General features: G+C 31.8%; 23 protein-coding genes and 2 tRNA genes. 11 read left to right on the top strand and 14 right to left on the bottom strand.

What is annotated here, in order from left to right:
- Window positions 1–76: 76 nt before the first annotated feature.
- Genes B3792_RS07485 through B3792_RS07495 form a run of 3 tightly spaced genes read left to right on the top strand, consistent with a single transcriptional unit; the run spans window position 77 to window position 4,754 of the window.
- Window positions 77–1,567 (top strand): restriction endonuclease subunit S, encoded by a 1,491-nt coding sequence (locus B3792_RS07485; protein ID WP_291069273.1) that lies wholly within the window; start codon window positions 77–79, stop codon window positions 1,565–1,567.
- 7 nt (window positions 1,568–1,574) lie between these two features.
- Entirely contained in the window at window positions 1,575–3,239 is a 1,665-nt protein-coding gene (locus B3792_RS07490; protein ID WP_291069275.1) for a DUF262 domain-containing protein, read from the top strand.
- Window positions 3,240–3,242: 3 nt separating this feature from the next.
- Window positions 3,243–4,754 carry an HsdM family class I SAM-dependent methyltransferase gene (locus tag B3792_RS07495; RefSeq protein ID WP_291069277.1) on the top strand — a complete coding sequence of 504 codons (1,512 nt, stop codon included), beginning with the start codon at window positions 3,243–3,245 and terminating at the stop codon, window positions 4,752–4,754.
- A gap of 40 nt (window positions 4,755–4,794) precedes the next feature.
- Here B3792_RS07495 and B3792_RS07500 read toward each other — a convergent pair whose 3' ends face one another.
- Entirely contained in the window at window positions 4,795–5,211 is a 417-nt protein-coding gene (locus B3792_RS07500) for a hypothetical protein (protein ID WP_291069279.1), read from the bottom strand.
- Entirely contained in the window at window positions 5,208–5,603 is a 396-nt protein-coding gene (locus B3792_RS07505) for a hypothetical protein (RefSeq protein ID WP_291069281.1), read from the bottom strand. Before B3792_RS07505 ends, B3792_RS07500 begins: the two co-directional genes overlap by 4 nt.
- A 291-nt stretch (window positions 5,604–5,894) precedes the next feature.
- Between B3792_RS07505 and B3792_RS07510 the strand changes: the two genes are divergently transcribed.
- Window positions 5,895–7,241: an ATP-binding protein gene (locus B3792_RS07510; protein ID WP_291069283.1), complete on the top strand. Its 1,347-nt coding sequence runs from the start codon at window positions 5,895–5,897 to the stop codon at window positions 7,239–7,241.
- Window positions 7,242–7,413: 172 nt separating this feature from the next.
- On the opposite strand, the gene B3792_RS07515 is transcribed toward B3792_RS07510, so the two are convergent.
- From B3792_RS07515 to B3792_RS07525, 3 genes are all read right to left on the bottom strand, one after another.
- Window positions 7,414–7,728, bottom strand: coding sequence for a helix-turn-helix domain-containing protein (locus tag B3792_RS07515; RefSeq protein WP_284583065.1), 315 nt, complete (start codon window positions 7,726–7,728; stop codon window positions 7,414–7,416).
- Between the two features lie 151 nt (window positions 7,729–7,879).
- Window positions 7,880–7,960 (bottom strand) — tRNA-Leu (locus B3792_RS07520).
- A 60-nt stretch (window positions 7,961–8,020) separates the two neighbouring features.
- A complete protein-coding gene (locus B3792_RS07525; RefSeq protein ID WP_291046347.1) occupies window positions 8,021–8,803 on the bottom strand; it encodes an MBL fold metallo-hydrolase in 783 nt (260 codons plus the stop codon).
- Window positions 8,804–8,845: 42 nt separating this feature from the next.
- Here B3792_RS07525 and B3792_RS07530 point away from each other — a divergent pair, with 42 nt between their 5' ends.
- Window positions 8,846–10,288: a TonB-dependent receptor gene (locus B3792_RS07530; RefSeq protein WP_219034246.1), complete on the top strand. Its 1,443-nt coding sequence runs from the start codon at window positions 8,846–8,848 to the stop codon at window positions 10,286–10,288.
- Window positions 10,289–10,531: 243 nt separating this feature from the next.
- On the opposite strand, the gene B3792_RS07535 is transcribed toward B3792_RS07530, so the two are convergent.
- The 3 genes from B3792_RS07535 to scpA all read right to left on the bottom strand — a co-directional run bounded on the left by B3792_RS07535 (window position 10,532) and on the right by scpA (window position 16,048).
- The gene (locus B3792_RS07535) at window positions 10,532–13,291 is read right to left on the bottom strand and encodes an outer membrane beta-barrel protein (RefSeq protein WP_291069286.1); all 2,760 of its coding nucleotides are present in this window, start codon (window positions 13,289–13,291) and stop codon (window positions 10,532–10,534) included.
- A 38-nt stretch (window positions 13,292–13,329) separates the two neighbouring features.
- Window positions 13,330–13,839, bottom strand: coding sequence for a hypothetical protein (locus tag B3792_RS07540; protein WP_038334805.1), 510 nt, complete (start codon window positions 13,837–13,839; stop codon window positions 13,330–13,332).
- Window positions 13,840–13,915: 76 nt separating this feature from the next.
- Complete coding sequence (scpA, locus tag B3792_RS07545) at window positions 13,916–16,048, bottom strand: methylmalonyl-CoA mutase (RefSeq protein ID WP_125350662.1); 2,133 nt, start codon at window positions 16,046–16,048, stop codon at window positions 13,916–13,918.
- A gap of 173 nt (window positions 16,049–16,221) precedes the next feature.
- Here scpA and B3792_RS07550 point away from each other — a divergent pair, with 173 nt between their 5' ends.
- On the top strand, window positions 16,222–17,265 hold the full coding sequence (locus tag B3792_RS07550; protein WP_219034248.1) for a hypothetical protein: 1,044 nt from the start codon (window positions 16,222–16,224) through the stop codon (window positions 17,263–17,265).
- A gap of 58 nt (window positions 17,266–17,323) precedes the next feature.
- Here the strand turns inward: B3792_RS07550 and B3792_RS07555 are convergent, their stop codons facing one another.
- Entirely contained in the window at window positions 17,324–17,593 is a 270-nt protein-coding gene (locus B3792_RS07555) for a hypothetical protein (RefSeq protein WP_038334819.1), read from the bottom strand.
- A gap of 222 nt (window positions 17,594–17,815) precedes the next feature.
- On the opposite strand from B3792_RS07555, the gene era reads away from it, so the two are divergent.
- The 3 genes from era to B3792_RS07570 all read left to right on the top strand — a co-directional run bounded on the left by era (window position 17,816) and on the right by B3792_RS07570 (window position 20,928).
- Window positions 17,816–18,703, top strand: a complete 888-nt coding sequence (gene era, locus B3792_RS07560) for a GTPase Era (protein WP_038334822.1) — start codon at window positions 17,816–17,818, stop codon at window positions 18,701–18,703.
- A 108-nt stretch (window positions 18,704–18,811) separates the two neighbouring features.
- Window positions 18,812–19,600, top strand: a complete 789-nt coding sequence (locus B3792_RS07565; protein ID WP_125350660.1) for a universal stress protein — start codon at window positions 18,812–18,814, stop codon at window positions 19,598–19,600.
- An 83-nt stretch (window positions 19,601–19,683) separates the two neighbouring features.
- Window positions 19,684–20,928: a DUF445 domain-containing protein gene (locus B3792_RS07570; protein WP_286496155.1), complete on the top strand. Its 1,245-nt coding sequence runs from the start codon at window positions 19,684–19,686 to the stop codon at window positions 20,926–20,928.
- Between the two features lie 52 nt (window positions 20,929–20,980).
- On the opposite strand, the gene B3792_RS07575 is transcribed toward B3792_RS07570, so the two are convergent.
- The 5 genes from B3792_RS07575 to B3792_RS07595 form a co-directional block, all read right to left on the bottom strand.
- On the bottom strand, window positions 20,981–21,451 hold the full coding sequence (locus tag B3792_RS07575) for an ecotin family protein (protein ID WP_280045405.1): 471 nt from the start codon (window positions 21,449–21,451) through the stop codon (window positions 20,981–20,983).
- A 121-nt stretch (window positions 21,452–21,572) separates the two neighbouring features.
- Window positions 21,573–21,646, bottom strand: a tRNA-Asn gene (locus tag B3792_RS07580).
- A gap of 136 nt (window positions 21,647–21,782) precedes the next feature.
- Complete coding sequence (locus tag B3792_RS07585) at window positions 21,783–22,457, bottom strand: TIGR02117 family protein (RefSeq protein ID WP_286496157.1); 675 nt, start codon at window positions 22,455–22,457, stop codon at window positions 21,783–21,785.
- Window positions 22,458–22,514: 57 nt separating this feature from the next.
- Window positions 22,515–24,086: an Rne/Rng family ribonuclease gene (locus tag B3792_RS07590; RefSeq protein ID WP_221854427.1), complete on the bottom strand. Its 1,572-nt coding sequence runs from the start codon at window positions 24,084–24,086 to the stop codon at window positions 22,515–22,517.
- A 213-nt stretch (window positions 24,087–24,299) separates the two neighbouring features.
- Window positions 24,300–24,596 carry an HU family DNA-binding protein gene (locus B3792_RS07595; protein WP_019975652.1) on the bottom strand — a complete coding sequence of 99 codons (297 nt, stop codon included), beginning with the start codon at window positions 24,594–24,596 and terminating at the stop codon, window positions 24,300–24,302.
- Between the two features lie 83 nt (window positions 24,597–24,679).
- On the opposite strand from B3792_RS07595, the gene mutY reads away from it, so the two are divergent.
- A complete protein-coding gene (mutY, locus tag B3792_RS07600; protein ID WP_291069289.1) occupies window positions 24,680–25,720 on the top strand; it encodes an A/G-specific adenine glycosylase in 1,041 nt (346 codons plus the stop codon).
- Window positions 25,721–25,758: 38 nt separating this feature from the next.
- Window positions 25,759–26,211: a single-stranded DNA-binding protein gene (locus tag B3792_RS07605; RefSeq protein ID WP_038334855.1), complete on the top strand. Its 453-nt coding sequence runs from the start codon at window positions 25,759–25,761 to the stop codon at window positions 26,209–26,211.
- Window positions 26,212–26,223: the final 12 nt, after the last annotated feature.

Raw genomic sequence — 26,223 nt, forward strand, 5'->3', positions numbered from 1 at the left:
ATACATAAAAATCGCTTAAATAAAGGTATCCGTATCATTAAGCAAGAAATAAAAAAAATTAAGCAAGGTTCACATAATGAGAGCAGATTGGGTAGAATGTAAATTGGGGGATTTATTTGAATTTGCTCAAGGAATTCAAGTTCCAAAAGAAGAGCAATATGAAAATAATTTTGATGGTGGAATTAGGTTTCTTAGAATAATTGATTTTACTCAAGAAAATGAACCTCCTAGATATGTTAATTTTATAAATGGTGTACATAATGTGATAGAGGAAGACATATCTATGGTTAGATATGGAACAGTAGGATTTGTATGTACAGGTAAGAGAGGAGCAATAGCAAATAATTTGTTTCGGATTATTCCTTATAGTGGTATATTCAATAAATATGCAATCAACTTTTTTAAATCTGATTTTTTCAGGAAAAATTTGGATTCAAAAGGGGCAACTATGCAAGCTTTGAGCTTTACTAATATAAAACCAATGGATTTCCCACTCCCACCCCTTCCCGAACAACGTGCCATCGTCAAAAAGATAGAAGCCTTGTTTTCGAGTTTGGATTCGGGAATTGCCGACCTTAAAAAAGCACAAGACCAACTCAAAATCTACCGCCAAGCCGTTTTGAAAAAAGCGTTTGAGGGGGAATTGACGAAAGAATGGAGAGAGAAGCAGACAGATTTACCGACTGCTGAGGAGTTGAAAGAGGGATTGAAAACAATTATAGATGAGGCATTAAAAAATAAAAATATTGCAAAAGGAAATTATTTTCCAGATTATGTTAATGGTTCTTCAGGTTTTAATATACCTAATAGATGGAATTTTTTCGCAATAAAAGCCATTGTACAACCAAATAAAACTTCTCTAAAGAGAGGGCCTTTTGGAAGTGCATTGAAGAAAGAATTTTTTATTGAGGAAGGTATTCCTGTATATGAACAAGGACATGCCATTAACGATGAACCTTTTAGACATAGATATTTTATTTCTAATGAAAAATATGAAGAATTAAAAGGATTTACTGCTGGACCAAACGACTTAATAATAAGTTGTTCAGGAGCTACACTAGGAAGGATTTGCCACTTGCCTGAAAATGCAGATTTCGGTGTTATAAATCAGGCATTGCTAAAAATATCATTGAACGAAAAAATTATACTGCATAAGTATTTTATTATTATGTTTCGTAGTGAAATATTTCAAAGATTAATTTTTGAAAAATCATTAGGTACAGCAATGCCAAATATGGTTGGTATGAATGAATTGAAAGAAATAGCAATACCTATCCCAAGTATTCAAGAACAAGTCCAAATCGTTAAAGAAATCGAATCTCGTTTATCGGTTTGTGATGCGGTGGAGCAGCAAATAAAAAAGAGTTTAACACAAGCAGAAGCCTTACGCCAATCTATTTTAAAAAAAGCCTTTGATGGAACTTTACTTACCGAAGAAGAAATTACAGCTTGTAAACAAGAACCTGATTACGAACCAGCATCGGTGTTGTTGGACAAAATAAAAGCAGAGAAAGAAGCAAATAAGCCAGCGAAGATAAAAACTACTAAAAAGAAAACTACTGAATAACTTAAATATGGGAGAAGCAAAAGATATTTTCAAACCAGATAATAAAACAATACAACAAATATTTAGAGATACTGATGCATTCTACAATATGCCAATCTACCAACGTCCGTATTCATGGGATAAGGAGCGTGTAGAACAATTATGGTATGACATTGTTGAAGCATTTCGTAATAATCAAAATGATCCTAACTTAGATTCTAATTACTTTTTAGGCTCTGTCGTGGTGGTTAAAAAGGATAATGAATATGAAGTTGTTGATGGACAGCAAAGATTAACTACTCTAACAATTTTATTCTGTACATTACGAGATCTTGGCTTAGATATCTCTCCAAAATATAAAGCATTAATTAATGCTTGTATCAAAGATGACATCGAAGAAAAAGATCGTTTAATCTTAACAACACATTTAAATAATCAAGCTAATTTTGAAGAATCAGTGATTAACGGAATTAACTTTAGATCCCTAAAAAAAGAGATAGTAAACAACCGTTTTTTACAGAATGCTTATTATTTCAAAGAGCTAATTGAACAATCCCAAAATCCCTCTGATGAGTACCATATTAGTGATTTCAATGCATTTATTGACTATTTCTTTAATAATGTTACTTTGATTCGAATCGTTTGTTTTGACGAAGGTTTTGCGATCAAATTATTCTCTGTTTTAAATGATCGTGGATTAGATTTAACACCAGCAGATATCATAAAAGCTCACTTGTTACAAAACTTAGACGAAACTCGAAGAAATAGTTTTATTGAAGTATGGAAAAGAATTGAAACTACAGCTAAACATTCGGGCGAGACCGTACAAAGTATTTTCAACCTTTATTTATATTATTTGAAGGCTGAAAATCCTCGTAAAGCTCTACAAGATGAGCTGAAAGAACAATTCAAAGGTCAGAGTCCACAGCAAATAATTTTAGATATTGAAAAATATGCGTTGGTGCTTTCAGAAATCAATAATGAAACTAAAGACAAAGACATTTCGTTGCTTAGATACGTTAACCATAGTATTTACTGGAAAACAATTTTAGCAACTGCAATTCATACTAATTACAAACAATATGATGAGCTAAAAACAATTCTTAGAAAATATTATTATCAAAGTTGGATTGCGGGTGGTACATTAAACCGTATCAAGCAAACATCATTCAATATTTTAAAGGCTATCAAGTCTGATAAGGATGTTAGCGAAATTAAATCTATGGTTATCGAGAACCTTAACAAATACGAAAACTTTGAAAAGTTCTTAGATAATGAAAATCTTTATTTTATCAATTGGCATAAAGCTATTTTATTAGCCGTTGAGTATTATGAACAAGATGATCGTGAATACATTCCAATAACAAGAGAATTACATACAGAGCACATACTTCCCCAAGAATGGAATAAAGAAGAATTAAACTGGAAAGATTACTTCGAATCTTCTAAAGCTCAAAAATTATTAAACTCATTAGGTAATCTAACATTACTTTCTGGAACAAAAAACATCAGAGCAAGTAATCGTAATTTCGTTGATAAGCAAGAAATTTACAGCGGTAAAGGTATTGATGGTAAAACATCATTTGAAATAACAAAAGCTGTTTTAGAAAATAATTCTCAATGGGATGAAGATAGTATCAACAAAAGAGCTAAATGGTTAAAAGAAAGAATTAGTACAATCTTTACAATTTAAAAAATGACAGAATCAGCAATTATATCTAAAATATGGAACCTTGCCAACGTTATGCGCGACGATGGTGTTGGTTACGGAGATTACTTAGAACAAATCACTTATCTACTATTCCTTAAGATGGTAGATGAGTTAAATAAGCCACCATACTCAAAGAATATTGAACTACCTCGTATAAAAGATATAGAGGGAAAAGAAATTGATGGTGGTGATATTTGCAACTGGGAAAGTTTAACGAACAAAAATGGTGCAGAATTAGAAGCGTTTTATGTTCAGTTGTTACGTACACTTTCTACAGAGAAAGGTATGTTAGGACAGATTTATGCCAAGAGCCAAAACAAAGTTCAGGATCCAGCAAAATTATTACGAATCATTCATCTAATCGACCAAGAAAATTGGGCGATGATAGGGTCTGATATTAAAGGTAAGATCTATGAAGGATTATTAGAAAAGAATGCTGAAGATACAAAATCTGGTGCGGGACAATACTTCACTCCACGTCCATTAATTAATACAATGGTAAAGTGTGTACAACCTAAACCAATGAAAACAATCATCGATCCCGCTTGTGGTTCTGGTGGTTTTTTCCTTTCAGCTTATGAATATATCACGAAGAATCATTCTTTAGATCGTGACGAGAAAAAATTCCTAAAAGACGAAACTTTTCATGGGAACGAAATCGTGGCAAATACACGACGTATGTGCTTAATGAATCTGTACCTTCATGGTATTGGAGAAATCGATGGAGAACCGCTTATAAAGTCTTCTGATGCCTTAATCGCTACTGACTCTAAGACTTATGATTATGTTTTAGCTAATCCTCCTTTTGGGAAGAAAAGTTCTTATACTGTAACCAATGAAGACGGTGAAGTTGAACGCGACGACATGAACTATAATCGTCAAGATTTCTGGGAAACTACATCCAACAAACAGTTAAACTTCTTACAACATATTAAATCGTTAATGAAGATCAATGGTGAAGCAGCTGTTGTATTACCAGACAACGTTTTGTTTGAAGGTGGTGCAGGTGAAGAAATCCGTAAGCAGTTATTAAAATCAACTGAACTACATACGATTCTTCGTTTACCAACTGGTATCTTTTATGCTAATGGTGTTAAAGCAAATGTTTTGTTCTTTAACAACAAACCTGCATCTAAAGATCCATGGACGAAAGATATTTGGATTTATGATTACCGTACCAATGTTCATCATACATTAAAGAAGAAACCATTAACAGAAAACGATCTAAATGAGTTTGTAAAGCTTTATAATGCATCCAATATCAACAAACGTAAAGAAACATGGTCAGAAGGTAACCCTGATGGTAGATGGCGTAAATACAGCTATGATGAAATTGTCACTCGTGATAAAACATCTTTGGATATTTTCTGGATTAAAGATCAATCCTTAACGGATTTAGATAATTTACCAGATCCAGATATTCTGGCTTTAGAAATTGTAGAAACTATTGAAGCTGCACTAGCTAACTTCAAAGAAATAAATCAAGAGTTAGAATAAATTAAAAACCTCAACATTCATCATGTTGAGGTTTTTTTATTTATTTTTTGTTTTTCTTTTTTTTAATTTCAATTAATTCGTCAAATAACCTTCTTGTTTCATTATCACGGTCATCATCATTAATCTCATCTGAAATATCTTCAATATCATCACTTTCCCAATGATGTGTATACTCTCCATTATATGAATCATCAAGTTTGTGATTTAATTTATCATTACTAGAAAATAACGAGGATCCTATTTTAGATTTCCCTGTTTTTTCACCTTGTTCATCATAATGTTGAGTAAATTCTTCCCCAGTTAACCAATTTTTTTTAGCTTTCGATTTACCATTAACGTTTCCATCATTATCATAATGTTGTATATACTCTTCTCCAGAAAACCATTTTTTTTCTTTCTTGTAAACCCCTACTTTTTCACCATCTTCAAAATGTTGAGTGTATGTCTCACCAGTCAACCAATTTGTTTTTTTTCAGAATGTCTTTTGATTTTTTGACGCTTTTTTTGACGCTGCTGTTCTTTATACTCAGGACTTCTAGTATATGTTTCATGCATTAGAAAAGCCATAGCCGAATCTGACGAATCATTAGTTGAATCATTAATCTTATTTTTTATAGTAATAATTAGAAAAATTAATGAAAATATAATTCCCACAATTAATAAAGGATGAAGGCTAAAATTATACTTACTCAGAAATTCATTTAAAAAGTCTTCAATCATACTATAAGAGTAACTACTAATTTTTACAATTACATTATCTCCAGATAAAAAATCAAAATCATTTTTATACTTTAAACTAAACCAGCCAAATAAAATGAAAGAATAGAATATTATCAAAATTTTTTTCATATTAATGTTTATTTACACAACATTGGTAAAGATAATATTAAAATCAGAAATTTTTAAATAAAAGTCGTTTACTTCTTAATAAATAAGAGATTTATAATTCACAAAAAACTCTTATTTATACAATTTTAACACAAATAAGCATGTTACAGACTGCTTATTTTTACTATTTTTGTACAAATAAGCGGATTTATGAATTTTTTAAGTGTTATTCCTACAGAAAAAATCGTCGAACGATTACATTACGAAAATCCTTGGTGGGTTACAAAAGAGATCCCATCCAACTACAGGCAGATGTCTAAGCGTTTGTATTTCGATTTATTTTACCCTTTCGTTAAAGACACTGATGTTCGCAGAGCTGTCGTATTAATGGGGCCTAGACGTGTTGGTAAAACAGTAATGATGTTCCACACAATTGATGAATTAATCAAGGAAGGAATTGATCCCAAGAAAATATTCTTTATCGGAATAGACAATCCAATTTACATCAACTTAGGACTTGAAGATTTACTCAATCTTTGTAAGGATGCGCTCAAATTAAAAGATCTAAATAATAGTTATGTTTTCTTTGATGAAATACAATATCTAAAAGATTGGGAGCGTCATTTAAAAGTATTGGTTGACAGTTACCCAGATATCAAATTCATTGTATCAGGCTCTGCGGCGGCGGCATTAAGATGGCATAGTTCTGAAAGTGGCGCAGGTCGTTTTACAGACTTTATGTTGCCACCGCTTACATTTCAAGAATATATTCATTTAAAAGGTTTAGACCATCTTATTTATCAAGATTCTATCGTCTACAATGATCGAAGTATTCCCTATTGCTTAACACATGATGTTAAAACTCTTAACGGAGAATTTATCAATTATCTAAATTTTGGTGGATATCCTGAAGTCGTTATGTCTGAAAAAATCCAAAGTGATATGGGACGTTATGTAAAAAATGATATTGTTGATAAGGTTCTATTACGAGATCTTCCAAGTTTGTATGGAATAAAAGATGTTCAAGAGTTAAATCGTTTTTTTACATACGTTGCATACAATACAGGTAACGAGTTTTCATACGAAGCAATGTCTAAAGACAGTGGAATAACCAAAGACACGTTGAAAAAATATTTAGAATACTTAGAAGCAGCTTTCTTAATAAAGGTTTTACATAAAGTTGACATCAATGCAAAGAAGATGAAACGAGTGACAAGCTTCAAAGTTTACCTTACAAATCCATCACTTAGAACAGCATTATTTTCACCGATAACAGAATCTGATTCTGAAATGGGAAATATGGTGGAAACCGCAATTCTATCTCAGTGGATGCACCGTGAAAATCTTGACCTTACTTATGCACGATGGAAAGACCGCAAAGAAGGAGAAGTTGATCTGGTTTTACTTGATGATAAAAAATTCAAACCATTGTGGGGCGTGGAAATTAAATGGAGTAACAGATATTTTGATAAACCACAAGAGTTGGCAAGTCTAATTCAATTTTGTGAAGCGAATCAATTTACAAGCGCGCTGGTAACATCAATCGATCAGAGTGGCGTAAAGGAAATTGGAGATTATAAATTTACATTCCTTCCTTCTTCAATTTACGCTTACAATATTGGTGACAATACGCTTAAGATGAAAAGTACAGTATATTAAAAATAAAAAAAGCAGGTTCAAAAAACCTGCTTAACTTTTTATAAAATATATTAAATGCTGAATTGTTGTTTAGGAAGAAGAATAAAGATATAATTGCTGTAAGTGATTTTACATCGGTAAAACAAATCACTGTCTTGGTTCGTAAAATAAAATTTTAAAAAACCTATATTCATTATTCACAAATTTGATTGAACAATGAATGAACCTCCTCTTTGACAAAGTATAATTCTCCTTTGAATTTACGTTTTTTAAACGTACCATCTTTACACCAATTGTAAATACACCTTACTGTTCTATCAAACAATTTAGCGACCTCCTTAGTAGTATAATGCTTCTCTGGATCAAATACACTTTTATCATCACTAGTAATAACACTTAATTTACCTGTATTATTATTAGCTACCATTAAATTATGAATTGCTTTATCAACAACTCTAAAAATTAATTTTTCGAGAACATCTTTCTCGATAACAACCAACTCTTGCATAAATATAATTTTAAAATTATATCTTTACATTAGTTTCATATTATTTCATGACATATGAAAAACACATGACAATGGTAACAAATATGGTAATTTATTATTTTACCATATAACAAAAAAGGTTGAAAATCAAATAATTAACAACCTTTTATAGTACTCGGAGTGGGAATCGAACCCACACTCCAAAGGAACACGAGTTTGAGTCGTGCGCGTCTACCAATTCCGCCATCCGAGCCTTTATGGACTGCAAATATAATGTTAGTTTATTTATTTTTCCAACTATTTTTTAAACTTTTTACAGAATTATTTCTAACGTATCGTAAGCCAAATGTTTACCTTCTGGTAATTTTTCCTCTACTTCATCATGAAATCCCAAATGATGCGAAATATGTGTAAAATATGTCTGCTTTGCACCTATCAAATCCGAGTATCGTATGGCTTCATCTAATAATATATGCGAAAAATGTTCTTGTTCTACTCGTAGCGCACTAATGATTAAAACTTCTACTCCACGTAATTTCTCAAGCGATTCTGTCGGAATTGTTTTTACATCTGTCAAATAAGCAATTTTATCATCAATCAAATAACCCAAAATAGGCAAAGGTCCATGCAAAACTTTTATTGGTTCAATCGTAAATCCAACAACCAAAAATTTTTCATCTTCCACAACATTCTCTATCACCGTTGGCACTCCAGGATATTTATGTTCAGCAAACATATATGGAAATCGATTATGTAATTCATCCAACACTCGTTTCAAACCATAGACATTCATATCTTCTCCAGATTTGAAAACCAACGGGCGAATATCATCCAATCCTAAAACATGGTCATTATGCTCGTGTGTATACAGGATTCCGTCCAATCTATGCGCATTATAACGTAACATTTGTTGTCTAAAATCTGGTCCACTATCTATCGTAATAATCTTTCCATCCTTTTCTAACAACAAAGAAGAACGCAAACGTTTATCTTTTTGATTTGTTGACAAACATACCGGATGATCGCTACCAATAATCGGAATTCCTTGTGAAGTCCCTGTTCCTAAAAAATGTATTTTTATATTTGATTTAGCCATAATGATTTGGTAAATTTACCACAAACTATTTGAAATTAAAATATGGCATTAGAACAAGTTCTTACTCCTAAACAAAAAGCTTTAGAGATCAATTTGAATCCGAAAATATACGGTTCTTTTGCAGAAATTGGAGCAGGTCAAGAAACCGTTCGTTTTTTTTATCGCGCAGGTGCTGCTTCGGGTACTGTTGCAAAAGCGATGAGTGCTTATGACAAAGAAATGTCCGATTCTATATATGGTGTAGAAGAAAATCGTCGTTATGTGACACAAGCTCGCCTTAAAAAAATGTTGGATCATGAGATGGAATTGATGAAAGAGCGTCTAGTCCACGATCACTACAAAGAAAAAGCATTTTTCACCTACGCAAATACGGTAACAACAATTGATTATTCAAAGAAAAATGAAGGTCAAGGTTGGATAGGTTTACGTTTCAAGTTAAATGCAGAAGATGAAAAAGCAAACGAGATTATTTTTCATGTAAAATTCAAAGAAAATACGGCTCAATTGCAACAAGAAACTTTAGGTGTTTTGGGTGTTAATTTGATTTATGGCGCTTATTATTACTACGATAATCCCCGAAAATTAATAAAATCTTTATACGATACGTTGGATAAAGATCAATTAGAAATTGACATGATTAATTTCCGTGGACCACAATTCAAATATGTTGATAATCGTTTGATGTCGCTTCAATTGGTTAAAAATGGAATGACTGATGTTGCGGTTTTCAATCCACAAGGAAAAAATATTTTACCTGCCGATTTATTATACAAGAAAAATATCTTCGCTGTTCGTGGCTCTTTCCGTCCTTTTATGAATGTAAATATGGATATGTTCAAAGGTGGTTTAGAAATTTTCAAACAAGAAGATGATGTTAGAACAGATAATACCGAAATTTTATTTGAGATTACGCTTTCTAACTTGATTGCTTCTGGTTTTGAAGGCGAATTGAATGAACGAGATTTTTTAGATCGCGCTGATATTATTGGTAGTTTAGGTTACAATGTTATCATTTCTAACTTTTCTGAATATTATAAATTAGTTGATTATTTCTCGAAATTTACTCGAAATCAAACCAAAGTTGGTTTAGCGATGGGTGTTAATAATTTGGTCGAAATTTTCAATGAGCAATATTATGCCGATTTACCTGGCGGAATCATGGAAGCTTTCGGAAAATTATTCAAGAAAAATGTAAAAGTTTATTTGTATCCATATTTAGACAAAGAAAAAGATATTTTGTTGACGTCGAAAAATCTACAAGTAAGTGATAGCGTACACGAATTGTACAAATATTTCTTGTATAATGGAAGAATTCAAGATATTTTGAATTACAACAGAGGTTATTTAGATTCTTATTCGCGTCGAATTTTAGAAAAAATTGCAAATGCTGAGCAAGATTGGGAAAATGAATGTCCAGAAGGTGTTGCTGACATGATCAAAGATCGTGGAATGTTTGGCTATAAATTGAAATATATTTTAGAATAAATTATTCGTATATCAATCTGAATTCGTTTCACATTCTCATCATAAACAATATTCGATTTTGAAATAAATTCAACATGACAAAACAAAACCCACGAAAGGAAAAGTAATTTCGATATCAGAATTTGATAAAGTAGAAGAAGAATATTATCAAAAAATACAAGAAAAAAACAGGAGTTGATAAAGATAATTAACAAAAAAAACGGTTCAAAATTGAGCCGTTTTTTTGTTATTTTACTACTGCATTTACATTCTTCGCATTCCGCCTTCTCTTGGTCGGTCTCCGTCTCCACCTTTTGTAGATTTTCCACCAAACTGATTTAAGTTGAATGTTAACGAGAACATCACAAAACGAGTCAGAATATTATTGCGTTGATCGATTGTTGATTCCGCTGTAATTGTACGCGTATAACTGTTATTTTGATTCAATAAATCGTAAACTTTAACACCAGCCTCCAATTTATCATCGAAGAAACGATACATCAAACTTGTATTCCACAAAAAGAAATCACGCTTGAAACCTGCTGCCATTCTCGAGTTATAATTGTAACTGAAATCATTTGTCCAAGTCAAATTTTTAGGAAAAGTAGAAATAGTTTTAATTCCGAAATTGTGCGTAATATTATTTTGATTATCAATTGAGTAATTGACATATTTAGAATTTGTGAAGTTCAAACGATAAGAAGGTGAAATCGTTAAATAATCACCATAATCCCAGTTTAATCTCAATGTAGGTGATAAAGTTGTATTGTATTGCTCATATTTCACCGCATCTCTAAAACCTTGCGTTAAAGCATAACTCGCCGACATTCCTACATTTACTCTAAATTTATTGATCCCTTTTTGATATTGTTTATTAAAGAAAAAGTTACCATTCAGACGATAATTTCCTTTTACATTTTCATATGTTGTTGTTCGTTTATAAATCGAATAATCCATTTCTGTGTAATTCACAATATTTGATTCGTTGTACGTATAACCTAAGTTAGCATTAAATCCTTGACGAGTTTTACGATCGAAATTGCTAAACATCAAATTGATTCGATGTGCTTTATTGGGATCAAGATCTGGATTACCTTTGAAAACATCTAACGGATCAGTTTCGTCTAAAATTGGTAAAACTTGTGATGTCGAAGCCAAACTTGTCTGATAATTATACATTAAGGAAAGTGAGTTGTTTCCGTTTTGATAACGAATATTTCCCGAAATATCTGGTAAAGTTTTGTTCTGAGTTGAGCTGTAATCATCTGCTTTAAACGTTCCAAAATTTTGTTGATTGTAGATGTTTGCTCCAAAACGAACTGTTGCCGAAATTTTATTTTTGTTCAATAATAATTGAGCATACGGATTAAATTCATTCAATTTGGTTGAATAAAAACGCGTCAAATCATTGTTCAAATTGTCATATTCTCCCGTTACATCATTATAATTCCACGTTCTATTATTGGTTTCAGAATCGGTTAAATTATAAGCAGAACCAACGGCGATTTTCAAAGAATCTGTAATTGGATACGTATATTTTACATCAAAATTGTATTGATTATTTTTCGAAATATTTTTCTCATTGATGTTTCTATAAATATCCGCAATAGTATCATTTGTATATAAAGTTGTCGAATTGATGAACGAATTTCGATCTGTTTTACCAATCGAAATACTTGAATTAAAGTCTAAATAAGATTTATTTTTGAATTTCTGATTAAGTGATAATAATGTATTAAATGTATTCGAGCTTGATTTTCCATTTGAAGTTTGATTCATTTGATTTCTCAAATCACCCAAATCTGAATATGTTTTACTATCCGAAATTGATGAATTTGTAGACGAAGAATTACTAAACGATGGATAAAAATAAATTTTTGTATTGTTTTTCGTCCATTCTAAATTTGTTCCAAAATTATGACCATACGTTTCACTTTTAGTTTTAGAATTCGCATCAGAAGTATAAATATTTTTTGGAGAAAAGTTTTCTACATGTTGATATTGATCGTTTTTCGTAAAGGAATGATTCAAACGATAATCAGCTCCAATTTTCAAATTATCAGTTAATTGATCGTTATAATTCAATCCAATTGAAGTATTTGTTATTACACCATCAGAACCTCTTCTTCCCATTCCACCACGACCACGCGAACCTTCACCGCTTGTCATTCCAGAAGCTGCAATATCTGTCGAAGAACCAATCAAACTAATTTTCTTTTTATCTTTAAAATAGTTCGCCATCAAATTGCCTTCGTAATGATTATCCGTTCCATAACCCGCCGTGGCTTTGAGCATATAACCTTTTTTTTTATCTTCTTTCAAGGTAATATTTAGCGAAGACTTATTCGATTTCGAACGTTCCCCAGAGAATTTTTCATTTTTCGTTTTATAATCCGAAACCTGAATTTTTTTGATAATATCTACAGGTAAATTTTCTAACGCAACTTTTCCGTCCGTTCCAAAAAATGGTTCACCATCAATCAAAATCTCATTAACATCTTTTCCATTTACCGTAATATTTCCGCTGTCATCCATCTCAAAACCTGGTAATTCTCTCAACAAAGCTTCCAAATTTGCATTCGGTTTTACTTTGTAAGAATCAGCATTATACTCGATTGTATCTTGTTTTACAACAATAGGTTCCACATTTGTTACCACAACCTCATCTAAATCATAAATCATCGGATTAATGATAATTATTCCAAGATCAATATTGTTTTTGATGGATTCGAAACTTTGTTTGAAAACGCCTTCTAAAGGATCATCAATGATTAAATAAACAGGTTTATCTTGTAGATTAACTTCAATTTTGAACGTACCATCATCATTTGTAGATGTAGTAGAAATTTGTGCAGAATCGACTTTGTTGCCTAAAATAACTTCAGAATCAGTTAAAGGAAAATTAAGCACATCCGTTACTTTTCCTGTAATTGTGACTTTTTCTTGTGCAAAAGAAAAAATTGTAATCAAACTAAAAAGAAATGATAGAATATATTTTGTCATGAGATGAATTGGTTTCTTCATCTGTTAGACATCAAATTTTGAGCAAAGTTTAATTTTGATTAAAGTTTTTTCCAACTTTTATCCGAAATTTTATTTAGATCAATTTCAGAAGTTGTGATAAAAAGAGGTGTAATTTCTACAATTCGCTTTACCTGAGTTGTTTTTAGGTTAGATTCAGGACAAAATGTTTCGATTAAAACAATTTTTTCTGAATCAGAAGAATTGGATTTATAAAGCGTTTTTTGAATTTTTTTATCAATTTTCCAATTTGTACAACTTCCAATACTATAATATTCGAAGGTTAGAAGTGGAAGAAATCCGAAGATAATTCCAAAGATAAATTTCATCACATTCATAAAACTCCATCCGTCTTTCTTTTTGATAGAAAGTAGAAAAAGTACATAAATACTAACTGCCGCAGCAAATGTTAAAAGCTTTGGAAATAGTTTCGCAAAATCATGATTCGCGAATTCTAAACTGATAAAATCTCCAATCAGAAAGTATCCAATAAACCATATAATAAAAATTGTACAGATGATTAAGATAATATTTCGAAGAGTTTTATTCATTTCGCTTTAAGGTTTGTGTGGTATAAATATAAAAATATTCCTGTCAATAGACAGGAATACTCATACTAAAATAGATTTATTTATAAGATTTCAATAAATTCTCTAAAATTTCGCAGGCACATTCCGCCAAGTTTGTCCCTGGACCAAAGATTGCATCTGCACCATTTTGATAAAGATAATCATAATCTTGACGCGGAATAACACCTCCGACTACGATATAAACATCGTCTCTACCTAATTCTTTCAATTGTTTTACAACTTCCGGAACCAACGTTTTGTGTCCTGCAGCCAAAGAAGAAATTCCTAAAATATGAACATCATTCTCTACAGCTTGTTTCGCAACTTCTGCTGGCGTCTGGAACAATGGAGAAATATCCACATCAAATCCCATATCCGCAAAAGAGGTTGCAACGACTTTCGCACCACGATCGTGACCATCTTGTCCCATTTTAGCTACCATAATACGAGGACGGCGTCCATCTTCTTCGGCAAACTCGTCAGCTAAATTACGAGCTTCCTCAAATTTATTCATTTTACCTGCTTCCATAGCATAAACTCCTTGAATTCCTCTTGTAATTGCTTTATGACGACCAAAAACAGCTTCTAATGCATCAGAAATTTCACCTAAAGTAACACGACGACGAGCCGCTTCGATAGATAATTCTAATAAATTTCCTTCGCCTGTTTCAGCAGCTTTTGTTAATTGTGCTAAAATATCTTTTACAGCTTCGCTGTTACGCTCCGCTTTAATTTGATTTAATCGATCAATTTGTTTTTGACGAACAGCAGTGTTGTCAACTTCTAAAATTTCGAACTCTTGTTGTTCTAATTTCGAGCGATAAGCATTTACACCAACAATTGCGACTTCACCAGAGTCAATTTTGGCTTGTTTTTTTGCAGCAGCTTCTTCAATACGCATTTTTGGAATTCCAGCTTCAATTGCTTGTGTCATTCCACCTAATTCGCGAACTTCTTGTATATATTCCCACGCTTGATTTGCCATTTCATTTGTCAAAGATTCAATCATAAAACTTCCTCCAAAAGGATCAGCCGTTCTACAAATTTGAGTTTCTTCTTGTAAAATGATTTGTGTATTACGCGCAATACGAGCCGAGAAATCTGTTGGCAAAGCAATTGCTTCGTCCAACGCATTGGTATGCAAAGACTGCGTTCCTCCTAAAGCAGCAGCTAACGCTTCTATCGCTGTACGACCAATATTGTTATAAGGTTCTTGCTCTGTTAAACTCCAACCAGAAGTCTGACAGTGCGTTCTCAACATTAATGATTTTTTATTTTGAGGCTCAAATTCTTGCATCAATTTTGCCCATAACATACGAGCAGCTCTCATTTTTGCAATTTCTTGAGGGAAATTCATTCCAATCGCCCAGAAAAATGATAAACGAGGAGCAAAATCATCAACTTTCAATCCTGCTTCCAAACCAGTTTTTACATATTCGTAACCATCTGCAAGAGTATAAGCCATTTCCAAAACAGGCGTAGCTCCAGCTTCTTGCATGTGATAACCCGAAATAGAAATCGAATTGAAGCGAGGAATTTTTTGAGAAGTATATTCGAAAATATCTGCAATAATTTTCATTGAAGGAGTTGGCGGATAAATGTATGTATTACGCACCATAAACTCTTTCAAAATATCATTCTGAATTGTACCAGAAAGTTGATCTTGCGAAACACCTTGTTCTTCTGCAGCTACAATGTAAAAAGCTAAAATAGGAAGAACAGCTCCGTTCATTGTCATCGAAACCGAAATTTTATCCAATGGAATTTCATTGAACAAAATCTTCATATCTTCTACAGAATCTATCGCAACGCCAGCTTTACCTACATCTCCTACAACACGTTCATGATCTGAGTCGTAACCGCGGTGAGTAGCCAAATCAAAGGCAACAGAAAGCCCTTTCTGACCAGCAGCTAAATTTCTTTTATAAAAAGCATTCGATTCTTCTGCAGTAGAAAAACCTGCATATTGGCGAATTGTCCAAGGTTGACGAACATACATTGTCGTATAAGGACCGCGTAAATATGGGGCAACTCCGGGTAAAAAGTTAATCTGTTTCAGATTTTTTACATCATCGTAATTGTAATCACTTTTGACTTGTAAACTATCTAATTCAAATGACTCTATATGTGATGGATTAGAATTTAGATTTCGTTTAAATCTTAAATTCGAAAAATCTGTTTTGTGATTCATCTTGCTAAGATAAATAATTATCTATTAAATTTTATAAAATCACCAATTTTTGAAACTGCTTTTTTCAACTTTTGTTGACAAAAAGTTGAAAAAACATTTTAATCGAGTTTTTTGGTAAAATTATTGATTTAGTTTGATTATCAGTAAATTAAAAACACACAAAAGTAATTATTATGAAGTTAGATTTTAACAATAAAAACATTCCAGAGATTTTAAGTGAATTTCAGGATAAAAATACCTTTCAATGGCAAAATGATATTTTTGATTTGATGAAAAAGATCGATTCAAAAGAAGAAAAAGTTAATTTTCATTATTCGAGAGAAGATAATGTTTATGTATCGAATTTTGATCCTCGATTTGTGAATGAAACGTTTCATTCGTTAAACAATTTTTTAGGATTGAAAAAAGGAGATTCTACACTTTTAAGTTCATCGGTTTTAGAAAATGAAGGAGAAATTTCATTGGTTCAAGCCATAGAAGGAGGTTTTGATTTGTATTGTCATGAAGATTCGGATAAAGTGAAGATTCCATTAACAGACGAAAGTCAAGACGAAATAGGATACGCATTAAATTATGCTTATTTGACAAAGAAACAGATTGAAAATTCTTTTGAAGATTTGGCTAGAATCGAAAAAATTGCAATCGAAAGTGATGATTTGTCAAATGATTTGAAAAGTAAATTGAATGATCAAACGAAAACCAGTTTTTATCAAGTTTTTACCGCGAATGGATTTCCAATTGCAGTAAAAAAAATAGATGAAACAGATTATACAGTTTTAGATAAAATAGAACTTTCGGAAGATGAAAAAGGTAATTTAGTCTTGAATTCGCCTTACGAAAAAGAATCACTAAATTTATATAGACAGGCTGTTGTTTCGGATGATCAGAAAAAGTTTAGATGGATTTCTGGAAATGAATGTAAGTTGAATAGGAAAGATGTGGTGAATTTAGAATTGATTGAAGAAAAATTAAAACCATATATCGATTATAACTTTATTGTGATTGCTTTTCCGAAAAAAGGATCTACAGAAGATGTAATTTCTTTGGTAATAGAAAGTCGATTTGCAGAACATGTTGATATTCCAAAAAGTGAATTAGAACCTTATGAAGTTCCGCAACAAACATTTTTTATCGGAGATTTTCCGAAAAGTAATGATAAAGCTGCTATACGTGCAGAGTTAATTAGATTGCTGAAAGAATCCAATAAAAATAATTAATTAAAAAAGGGATACGACATCGTCGTATCCCTTTTTTAATTTAAGCAATAAACAATTTTTAGTATTGAATATCAATTAAAGATTTTAACGGAATCAAAACTCCATTCTTAATTTGTAGAAATTTATCCGTAACAGACCAAACAGTTGTCTCAATTTTTTTAGGACCTTGATCTGTTTGAAATGTAATATATGCTTTCGATTTGAATTCGTTTCCTAATCTTACTGCGCCATTCAATTTGTTTGCCTCTACCGTTACTTCGTCTTTTGGCGCGTCTAAAAATTTATAGTTTCTTACTTCTTCTTTTTCGATAAGTTCTGCTTTCATCATTTTTTTAAATTTTGGTTAATTTAATCTTCCATAACACATGTATGAAATTAATCATATTTTTCAATAAACCATAACTTTCGTCATATTTTTTTGAACTTAATTAGAATTATTCAAAATACAGACCAAAATCAATTTTATGAAATTAAAATTTCATTAGAATATTAATCTTTTCTTCAACATATTAATCTGAAATAATATTATAAAAATCACTAAATTTGTAGAATGTCAGACGAAAAGAAATTTAAATCCGGTTTTGTAAATATCATAGGAAATCCAAATGTTGGAAAATCTACTTTGATGAATATGTTGATGAAAGAGCGTTTGGTTATCGCAACACACAAAGCGCAAACTACACGTCATCGTATCAAAGGTATTTTAACGGGAGAAGATTATCAGATTGTATTTTCGGATACGCCTGGTGTTTTGGATCCTGCTTATGAACTGCAAACAAAAATGATGGATGCAGTAAATGAATCGTTGGTGGATGCTGATGTGATTCTTTATGTTGTAGAAATTGGAGAAAAACGATTGAAAAATGAACAAGTTTTCGAACGTCTGCAAAAAACATCTACACCAATTATTTTATTATTGAATAAAATTGATACAGCTACGCCAGATCGATTAAATGAAGCAGTAGAATATTGGCACGAATTATTACCAAAAGCAGAGATTTTACCTATTTCGGCAAAAGAAAACGTGAATGTAGATTTGTTGATTAATAAGATCAAAGCAATTATTCCAGAAGGTCCGCAATATTATCCAGAAGATCAATTAACAGACCGTTCGGAGCGTTTTATTGTAAATGAAGTAATTCGCGAAAAGATTTTATTAAACTATCAAAAAGAGATTCCATATTCTGTTGAGGTAGTTACAGAACGTTTCAAAGAAGATTTGAATTTAATTTCTATCGAAGCTGAAATTTTTGTTGAGCGTGACTCTCAGAAAGGAATTATTATTGGACATAAAGGAGAGTCTTTATCGAAAGTAGGAAAAGAAGCAAGAGAAGAGTTAGAGAAATTCTTTGATAAAAAAGTATTCTTGAAACTTTTCGTGAAAGTGCGAAAAGACTGGAGAAGCAAAGAGAATGATTTGCGTCGTTTTGGTTATTAAAAACGGTTAAAAAATAGATAAGTCTTGAGAAATCAAGACTTTTTTTGTGGCTTTACCTAAATTTTAGTTGTAAATTTATAGAACAATCTATTCTAGAATTTAATTATTATGGCTAAAATATTATTTCCAACCGATTTTTCGGAAACAGCGAACAATGCTTTTTTGTATGCGTTAAACCTTGCAAAAGTTCTCAAAACTAATATTAAGTTAGTCTCGGTACAATCAAATCTTAAAAATTATCTTGAAGTTACAGAAGAAAATTTCGAAAATTATATCAATAAACTTAAGAATATTGCAAAAGAAAATAATCTTGAACACGTTAAAATAGAGAGTTCTTTGGTTGTTGGCGATTTGTTGTTGATGATTTTGGATATTATCAACAAAGAAGATATACAATACGTGGTGATGGGAACGAATGGACAAAATAGTTTAGGCAAAAAGTTTTTTGGTTCTAACACGGTAAATGTCATTAACAATTCGCCTGCACCTGTGTTGGTTGTTCCAAATAATGTAAAATTTAAAGAAGAAAGAAATTTTGCTTACGCTACATTGTTCAATCAAAAAGAAGCAAAAGCTTTATCGCAAATGGAAGAAGTGACAAAACGTTACGATAAATTGTTGAACATTGTACATGTTGATGATAAATCGATTACTCCACAAATGTTAAGCGTGAAAAAAGAATGGGAAGAAGAATATCCTGAAGCGATGATTACAATTGAACCGAGTAAAGATGTAGAAGATGGTTTAATCAATTATTGTACAAAAAACAACATCGATGTTTTAGGTGTTGTTCACCGTGAATTATCGTCTTTCGAAAGATTATTTACAATCAATCATAGCCAACGATTATTATCGAGTGCAAATGTTGCATTATTGGTTTTTCAGGAAAGTAAATAAATCAAAAACACAAAAATTTGAGCGGAGAATTCTCCGCTTTTTTGATTGGCTAAATTTTTGCAACAAATTTTCAAAACACTTTTATGACGGAACTTCAGAAAATACAAAACCTCAAAAAACATAAAGCTATTGCGACAGGATTATTCATTTTGATGGCTTTTATTTACTTTTTGATGGTTTATCTAAGTCAACATTCACCTGTGAAATGGATCGGATATGTGGAAGCATTTGCCGAAGCAGCGATGGTTGGTGCGCTTGCCGATTGGTTTGCGGTTACAGCTTTGTTCAAATATCCGCTTGGACTTAAAATTCCGCATACAAATCTGATCGAAAATAGTAAAAATGCAATCGGAGATAATTTAGGACAGTTTGTAACTGAGAATTTTTTGACGCCATCTACAATTCGTCCATATATCGAGAAATTAGAAGTTGTAAAATATGCAGCAGATTGGTTGAATAAACCTGCTAATCAAGAAATGTTGCAAGAAGAGTTGATTAATTTCTCCAAGAAAATTGTCAAAGACTTAGATGATAAAGATGTCGTTGATTTTATAACCTTGAAAGGTGATGAAATTTTAAAACAGTTTGATTTACCTGAATTAGTATCATCAAGTTTAGAGTATATTTTAGAAAAGGAAAAACACAACGAAATTTTAGAAGCAATTATTCCAAAAGCGAAAGAATATATCTTAGAAAGTGATTTGATTATTAAAGATAAATTAAACGAAAAACATCCTGTGATTTCATTTTTTGCTGGTAAAAAAATATCGAAAGGAGTAGTAGAAGGCGTGGTGAGTTTTTTGGATGAGGTTGAAGAAGATAAAGAACATCCAGTTCGTCATAATATCGAACGAATTATCCGAGAAAATATTCAGAATATAAAAGAATCTCCCGATTGGAAATTTAGGTTAGAATCGCTTCGAGATGATTTTATCACAAAAGAACGATTGAATGATTATGCTTTGGATTTGTGGTTGGCGATTAAACAAAATCTGACCGAAAGTTTTGATGATGAAAATTCTGCAATGCAAGTTTACATTAAGAAAAACATTAAAAAGTTAACCGAAAATTTGAACGATAACCAAGAAATGATTGATAAAATTAATGGTTGGGTGCGTCATTTTATTTACCGTATGATTTTACGAAATGTCAAAGAAATGGAAAGCTTGATTAGTAATACGGTTGATAAATGGGAAGGAAAAGAATTGAGCGAAAAGCTAGAATTGGAAGTTGGAAAAGATTTGCAATTTATTCGGATTAACGGGACGCTGGTTGGTGGACTTGTTGGTTTGGTTATTTACACGATTACGCAATTGGTATTTCATTAAAATATAAAAGCTCGAGAATTTCTCGAGCTTTTTCAATTAACAACTATAAATATTACTTAACTATGTTAAGTTTTTCATCTGCTTTCCAAATTCTATATTCTAAAGTATAGCCTTTTGGTACGTAAACTACGATTGGTAATTTGCTATTGTAACGCGTCTGCAAAGATTGAGCATGTACAATTTTTTCGACAGATTTATTGTCAAAACATCCCATTAAAGTTCCTGCTATATTTCCATCAGTTTCGAAATTAAAATAATCATAACCCCAACCATCAACAGTTTTTTGATCAAAATTTCCACTTAAGAAAAATTGATTACAAGAATCAACCTTTGTTTTTTTCCCAGCAAATATTTCAACTAAATAGTTTTCTTCATTGGCTTGTGGTTTTAAAGTGATAATTTTCTGTTCATATCCATCTTTTGCTTTTGGATACATTGAATAATCTATTTTCATATTTTTTTGTGCGAATGTTACCATAACCATTAATAATGCTAAAACGCTAAATACTTTTCTAAATTTCATACTAATCTGATTTTATTTGTTTTTCTATTAGTAAGATGCAAAAGTTAGGTGAATGGTTGTGTGAGGAAATGTTAAATATTTGTGAAATAAAAAAAGACAATCAAATTGATTGTCTTTTTTGCTCCTCCTCTTGGGCTCGAACCAAGGACCCTCTGATTAACAGTCAGATGCTCTAACCAACTGAGCTAAGGAGGAGTATCGTTATCGATATTGTGTTGCAAATATAGAGCAAATTTTATTACTTCCAAATCTTAAAAGTATTTTTTTTCGTTCTACAAGTCGCATTAATAGGCAACTCTTTGAAAATGAATTAGAAATAATTTAAAAAAATTTATTCATAATGACGAAAAATTCCTTGTTGTGTTGCCGTCCACAATGATCCTTCTTTATTTGCTGCTTTTAACGCGCTTGCAGCCCACGTATTACACGTAAAAAATAAGCTATAACTTCTTTTTGCTTCGTAAAACGAATCACTATCTCCATAAACAGCATCTGTTTTTATTAATTCGACTTTGTTATTTTGATCCAAATCAAATGATTGCTTGATGTAAACAATTAATTTTTGATACTCTTCTACACTCAAATCAACTCTTTTACAATCGTCATCTATCGTCATATTATCATAAAAAGTAGTATGCATCGCCGAATCTCCTAACCAAAATGCAGCGTTGAAAGCTGTAGAAAATTTAAGATCTTTCCATTCTGGTGTATCCAAATAAAAGCCTTTATCTCCCCAACCAAAGGCAATATATTTGTATTCTTTTTTCGATTTTGTATGCGAAAAAGGCACAAAAGTAGACCAATCAATCGTTTCAGATTTTACTGGAACCACAATATCCGTATGTACGCCATTTGTCAAAATATACGCTGTGATTTGATCATTAGACTTCTCTTTTTGTTTGTTTACTGGAATTAATGGCAGCAAAACTACTGCAAGTAAATACACCACAATTAGTAAAACTAAAGCTTCTAAAGTTTTGAGAAGAATTCGGAATATTTTTTTCATAGTATTTTGTTGTGTAACGAATATAAAACAAAAAACCTCGCAATTGCGAGGTTTTTCTTAATTTGATTCGTTGTAAAGTGTATTATGATCTTTGTCCAAGAAATTAAATTGTAAGTATTTGTACGCATCTCTTGGTACAATCTTAATCCACTTTTTATGCTTAAAAAACCATTTCATCTGAATGCTTGGCAATCCATGTTGTAAATAAGCAGCTACGAAAGGATGCACGTGCAACGACATTTTTCGTAAATCCTTATCTTTTCTATCAAGGATATTCAAGAGCACTTGTTCAATTTTATCAATTGTAACGATAGGTGCTTCAACTTCATTCGATTCTTGGTTCGGATTTTCTTCAGTTGTTATAAAGTTCACTTCTGGGCGAACACGTTGTCTTGTTATCTGAATCAATCCAAATTTACTTGGTGGCAAAATCTTATGTTTTGCTTTATCTTTCGCCATTTCAGCTCGCAAATGCTCAAACAATTCTTTTTTATGTTCTGCATCTGTCATGTCAATAAAATCGACCACAACAATTCCTCCCATATCACGTAAACGCAACTGACGTGCAATCTCAGAAGCAGCAATTTTGTTAACCGCAAAAGCTGAATCTTCTTGATTTTTAGAATTTCGCGAAATATTCCCCGAATTCACATCAATTACATGTAACGCTTCTGTATGTTCAATCACAAGGTAAGCGCCTTTAGATTGTGGAATAGTTACCGTTTTACCAAAAGCTTGTTTTATTTGTCTTTCGACATTAAACTTTTCAAAAATCGGAACAAATGGATCGTCATATTCTTTTACCAAATTAATTTTATCTGGTGCAATAACTTCCAAATACTCACGCATTTCATCTGCTAATTGGTCATCATCAACAGAGATTTTAACAAAATCATTGTTAAAATTATCTCTCAAAATAGAAGAAGCTCTGTCCATCTCGCTAAGTATTTTAGCTGGGGCTTTCTTTTTCTGAAGATTCTTGAAGATTTGCGTCCATTTATTCAATAAATAAGCTAAATCTGCTTGTAATTCTTCAGCATTTTTGTCTTCTGCTACAGTTCTGATGATTACACCAAAGCCTTCTGGTGTTAATCCATCTAAAATTTTAATTAAACGATCGCGTTCTGGTTTTTGTTTGATTTTTTGAGAAATCGAAACTCGCTCCGAAAACGGAACTAAAACTAAATAACGACCTGCAATTGAAATTTCGGATGTAATTCTTGGTCCTTTCGTATGGATTGGCTCTTTTGTTATCTGAACCAACACAGAATCACCAGGTGCAAAAATATCAGTAATCTGACCATCTTTATCAATTGGTGCTTCCATACGGAAGTTTTTCAATTTTTCGGTTTTGTACGTTCCGTTCGCTACAATTTTATTGTAAGAGTTAGAAGAACGTATTTGTGGACCTAAGTCATGATAATGTAAAAATGCATCTTTCGAATAACCAATGTCAACAAAGGTTGCATTTAAACTAGGAGCTAATTTTTTGATTTTTCCCAAGTAAATATCGCCAACTGCAAACCCATCATTTGCAGTATCTTGATGAAATTCCATCAATCGGCCTTCATCTAAAACTGCGATGCGTACTTGATCAGCTAAGGCTGAAATTACTAATTCTTTACTCATCAAAAAATTATGTTTTTAAAAATGATAAAAGCACTTTCCAAAATTTCCATTGAAAAGTGCTATCTTGTAAAAAGACTAAATTATTAATAGCTTAGCTACTAATTATTTTTTCTTTTTGTGTCTGTTAAGACGACGACGTTTTTTGCGTTTGTGCGTCGCTACCTTATGTCTTTTACGTTTTTTTCCGCTTGGCATGATACAATTATTTTATTGTTATTTGATTACGTTTGCTTCGCTAGTCTTTACATCTTCGATGAAAGTTTTAGCTGGTTTAAATGTAGGAACGTTGTGTGCTGGGATAATGATAGAAGTACCTTTTGTAATGTTTCTACCTGTTTTTTCAGCTCTAGTTTTAATAGTAAAAGAACCAAATCCTCTTAAGTATACATTTTCTCCTTCTACTAATGATTTAATCACCTCCTCCATAAACGATTCTACCACCCTTTGAGTATCGCTCTTTTCAAGTCCTAATTTACCTGAAATGTTATTTACTATTTCTGCCTTTGTCATAATTCCTCTTATTATTCTTAAATTTGAAAGCGGGTGCAAATATAACGATAGTATCCCAACAAAAAAAGATTTTTTCAGTTTTTATGAACTTCAACTATCTGATTTTGTCATATTTTGACAAAAATAAACGAGATTTACCTTGGCGTCATACAAAAGACCCATTTCACATTTGGTTGTCGGAAATTATTCTCCAACAAACAAGGGTTGACCAAGGTATGAAATTTTACAATAATTTCATACAAGAATTTGAGACTATTTTCGATTTGGCAAACGCCGACGAACAAAAAGTCCTAAAACTCTGGCAAGGACTGGGTTATTATTCCCGTGCCAGAAATTTACACTTCACGGCAAAGACGATTGCTGATGAGTTAAATGGACAATTTCCGAATAATTTCAAAGATTTAAAAAAGCTAAAAGGCGTAGGAGATTACACTGCAGCTGCAATTGCATCTATTGTATATAATGAAAATGTACCTGCTGTAGACGGAAATATGTTTCGAGTTTTTGCGCGATATTTTAATATTACAGATGATATAAGTTCGCCAAAAACAAAGAAGATTTTCTGGGATTTGGGTTTAGAAATCATTGATAAAAAACGTCCAGGTGATTTTAATCAGGCGGTAATGGATTTGGGTGCAACAATTTGTACACCAAAACAGCCAAAGTGTGAAATTTGTCCACTTAATGAGTCTTGTGAAGCGCTTCGATTAAATAAAGTCAACGAATTGCCTATAAAATTGAAAAAGACAAAAGTTTCGAATCGTTTTTTACATTTTATTCTCATCGAAAATGAAGATAAAATTGCCTTGTCTAAACGAATTGGAAATGATGTTTGGAAAAATTTATTCACTTTTCCAAAAATAGAAACCGAAACTGACTTGTTGGATAAAGGTTGGATTTTAGATCAAAATCTTGAAAATAATCTAACTTTTATCGAAGAGGAGAAACATATTTTGTCGCATCAAAATTTATTTATAAAATATTGGAAATTAAATGTATCTTTAATAGATATAACAAATTTGAAAGCCGAAAATGATTTTGAAATGATTGCTTTAAATGATCTCGAACATTATCCGCTGCCAAAACCAATAGAAAAATTTATAAATAAACATTATTTGGATTAACTTTGTAAGTAACAAGCCACTAAAAACCTATTACAACTATGAATGGAACAACGAATAAAGTACTTTTGATCGGAAATTTGGGTGATGATGTAAAATTGCATCATTTCGATGAACAAAATTGTATTGGACGATTTCCTATTGCAACGACAGAATCTTACATTTCGAGAACAGGAGAACGAATTACAGAAACAGAATGGCACAATATTGTGACACGCAATAAATTGGCAGAATTATGTGATCGTTATCTGAAAAAAGGAGATAAAGTTTTTGTTGAAGGACGCATCAAAACACGCAAATGGGACGATAACGGACAAACGCGTTATACAACAGAGATCGTAGCAAATTCAATCGAGTTTTTGACACCAAAAATTGACAATGAACAACGTCAAGCCATGCAAAATGATCAGAACAAAGTTCAGCAAAGTCAACAAAACACAACAGTTGTCGAGCCACCTTTTATAGATGAAGGAGAAGACGATTTGCCTTTTTAGAAATTAAAAAAT

Origin of the sequence: Empedobacter sp. UBA5924 (genome assembly GCF_002431085.1) — a bacterium.
Lineage (GTDB): Bacteria > Bacteroidota > Bacteroidia > Flavobacteriales > Weeksellaceae > Empedobacter > Empedobacter falsenii_B.

Bases quoted from the DNA above. Each gene is read 5' to 3' on its own strand.
- B3792_RS07485 (WP_291069273.1), top strand. From the start codon at position 77: ATGAGAGCAGATTGGGTAGAATGTAAATTGGGGGATTTATTTGAATTT.
- B3792_RS07490 (WP_291069275.1), top strand. From the start codon at position 1,575: ATGGGAGAAGCAAAAGATATTTTCAAACCAGATAATAAAACAATACAA.
- B3792_RS07495 (WP_291069277.1), top strand. From the start codon at position 3,243: ATGACAGAATCAGCAATTATATCTAAAATATGGAACCTTGCCAACGTT.
- B3792_RS07505 (WP_291069281.1), bottom strand. From the start codon at position 5,603: ATGAAAAAAATTTTGATAATATTCTATTCTTTCATTTTATTTGGCTGG.
- B3792_RS07510 (WP_291069283.1), top strand. From the start codon at position 5,895: ATGTCTAAGCGTTTGTATTTCGATTTATTTTACCCTTTCGTTAAAGAC.
- B3792_RS07515 (WP_284583065.1), bottom strand. From the start codon at position 7,728: ATGCAAGAGTTGGTTGTTATCGAGAAAGATGTTCTCGAAAAATTAATT.
- B3792_RS07525 (WP_291046347.1), bottom strand. From the start codon at position 8,803: ATGGCTAAATCAAATATAAAAATACATTTTTTAGGAACAGGGACTTCA.
- B3792_RS07530 (WP_219034246.1), top strand. From the start codon at position 8,846: ATGGCATTAGAACAAGTTCTTACTCCTAAACAAAAAGCTTTAGAGATC.
- B3792_RS07535 (WP_291069286.1), bottom strand. From the start codon at position 13,291: ATGAAGAAACCAATTCATCTCATGACAAAATATATTCTATCATTTCTT.
- B3792_RS07540 (WP_038334805.1), bottom strand. From the start codon at position 13,839: ATGAATAAAACTCTTCGAAATATTATCTTAATCATCTGTACAATTTTT.
- scpA (WP_125350662.1), bottom strand. From the start codon at position 16,048: ATGAATCACAAAACAGATTTTTCGAATTTAAGATTTAAACGAAATCTA.
- B3792_RS07550 (WP_219034248.1), top strand. From the start codon at position 16,222: ATGAAGTTAGATTTTAACAATAAAAACATTCCAGAGATTTTAAGTGAA.
- B3792_RS07555 (WP_038334819.1), bottom strand. From the start codon at position 17,593: ATGATGAAAGCAGAACTTATCGAAAAAGAAGAAGTAAGAAACTATAAA.
- era (WP_038334822.1), top strand. From the start codon at position 17,816: ATGTCAGACGAAAAGAAATTTAAATCCGGTTTTGTAAATATCATAGGA.
- B3792_RS07565 (WP_125350660.1), top strand. From the start codon at position 18,812: ATGGCTAAAATATTATTTCCAACCGATTTTTCGGAAACAGCGAACAAT.
- B3792_RS07570 (WP_286496155.1), top strand. From the start codon at position 19,684: ATGACGGAACTTCAGAAAATACAAAACCTCAAAAAACATAAAGCTATT.
- B3792_RS07575 (WP_280045405.1), bottom strand. From the start codon at position 21,451: ATGAAATTTAGAAAAGTATTTAGCGTTTTAGCATTATTAATGGTTATG.
- B3792_RS07585 (WP_286496157.1), bottom strand. From the start codon at position 22,457: ATGAAAAAAATATTCCGAATTCTTCTCAAAACTTTAGAAGCTTTAGTT.
- B3792_RS07590 (WP_221854427.1), bottom strand. From the start codon at position 24,086: ATGAGTAAAGAATTAGTAATTTCAGCCTTAGCTGATCAAGTACGCATC.
- B3792_RS07595 (WP_019975652.1), bottom strand. From the start codon at position 24,596: ATGACAAAGGCAGAAATAGTAAATAACATTTCAGGTAAATTAGGACTT.
- mutY (WP_291069289.1), top strand. From the start codon at position 24,680: ATGAACTTCAACTATCTGATTTTGTCATATTTTGACAAAAATAAACGA.
- B3792_RS07605 (WP_038334855.1), top strand. From the start codon at position 25,759: ATGAATGGAACAACGAATAAAGTACTTTTGATCGGAAATTTGGGTGAT.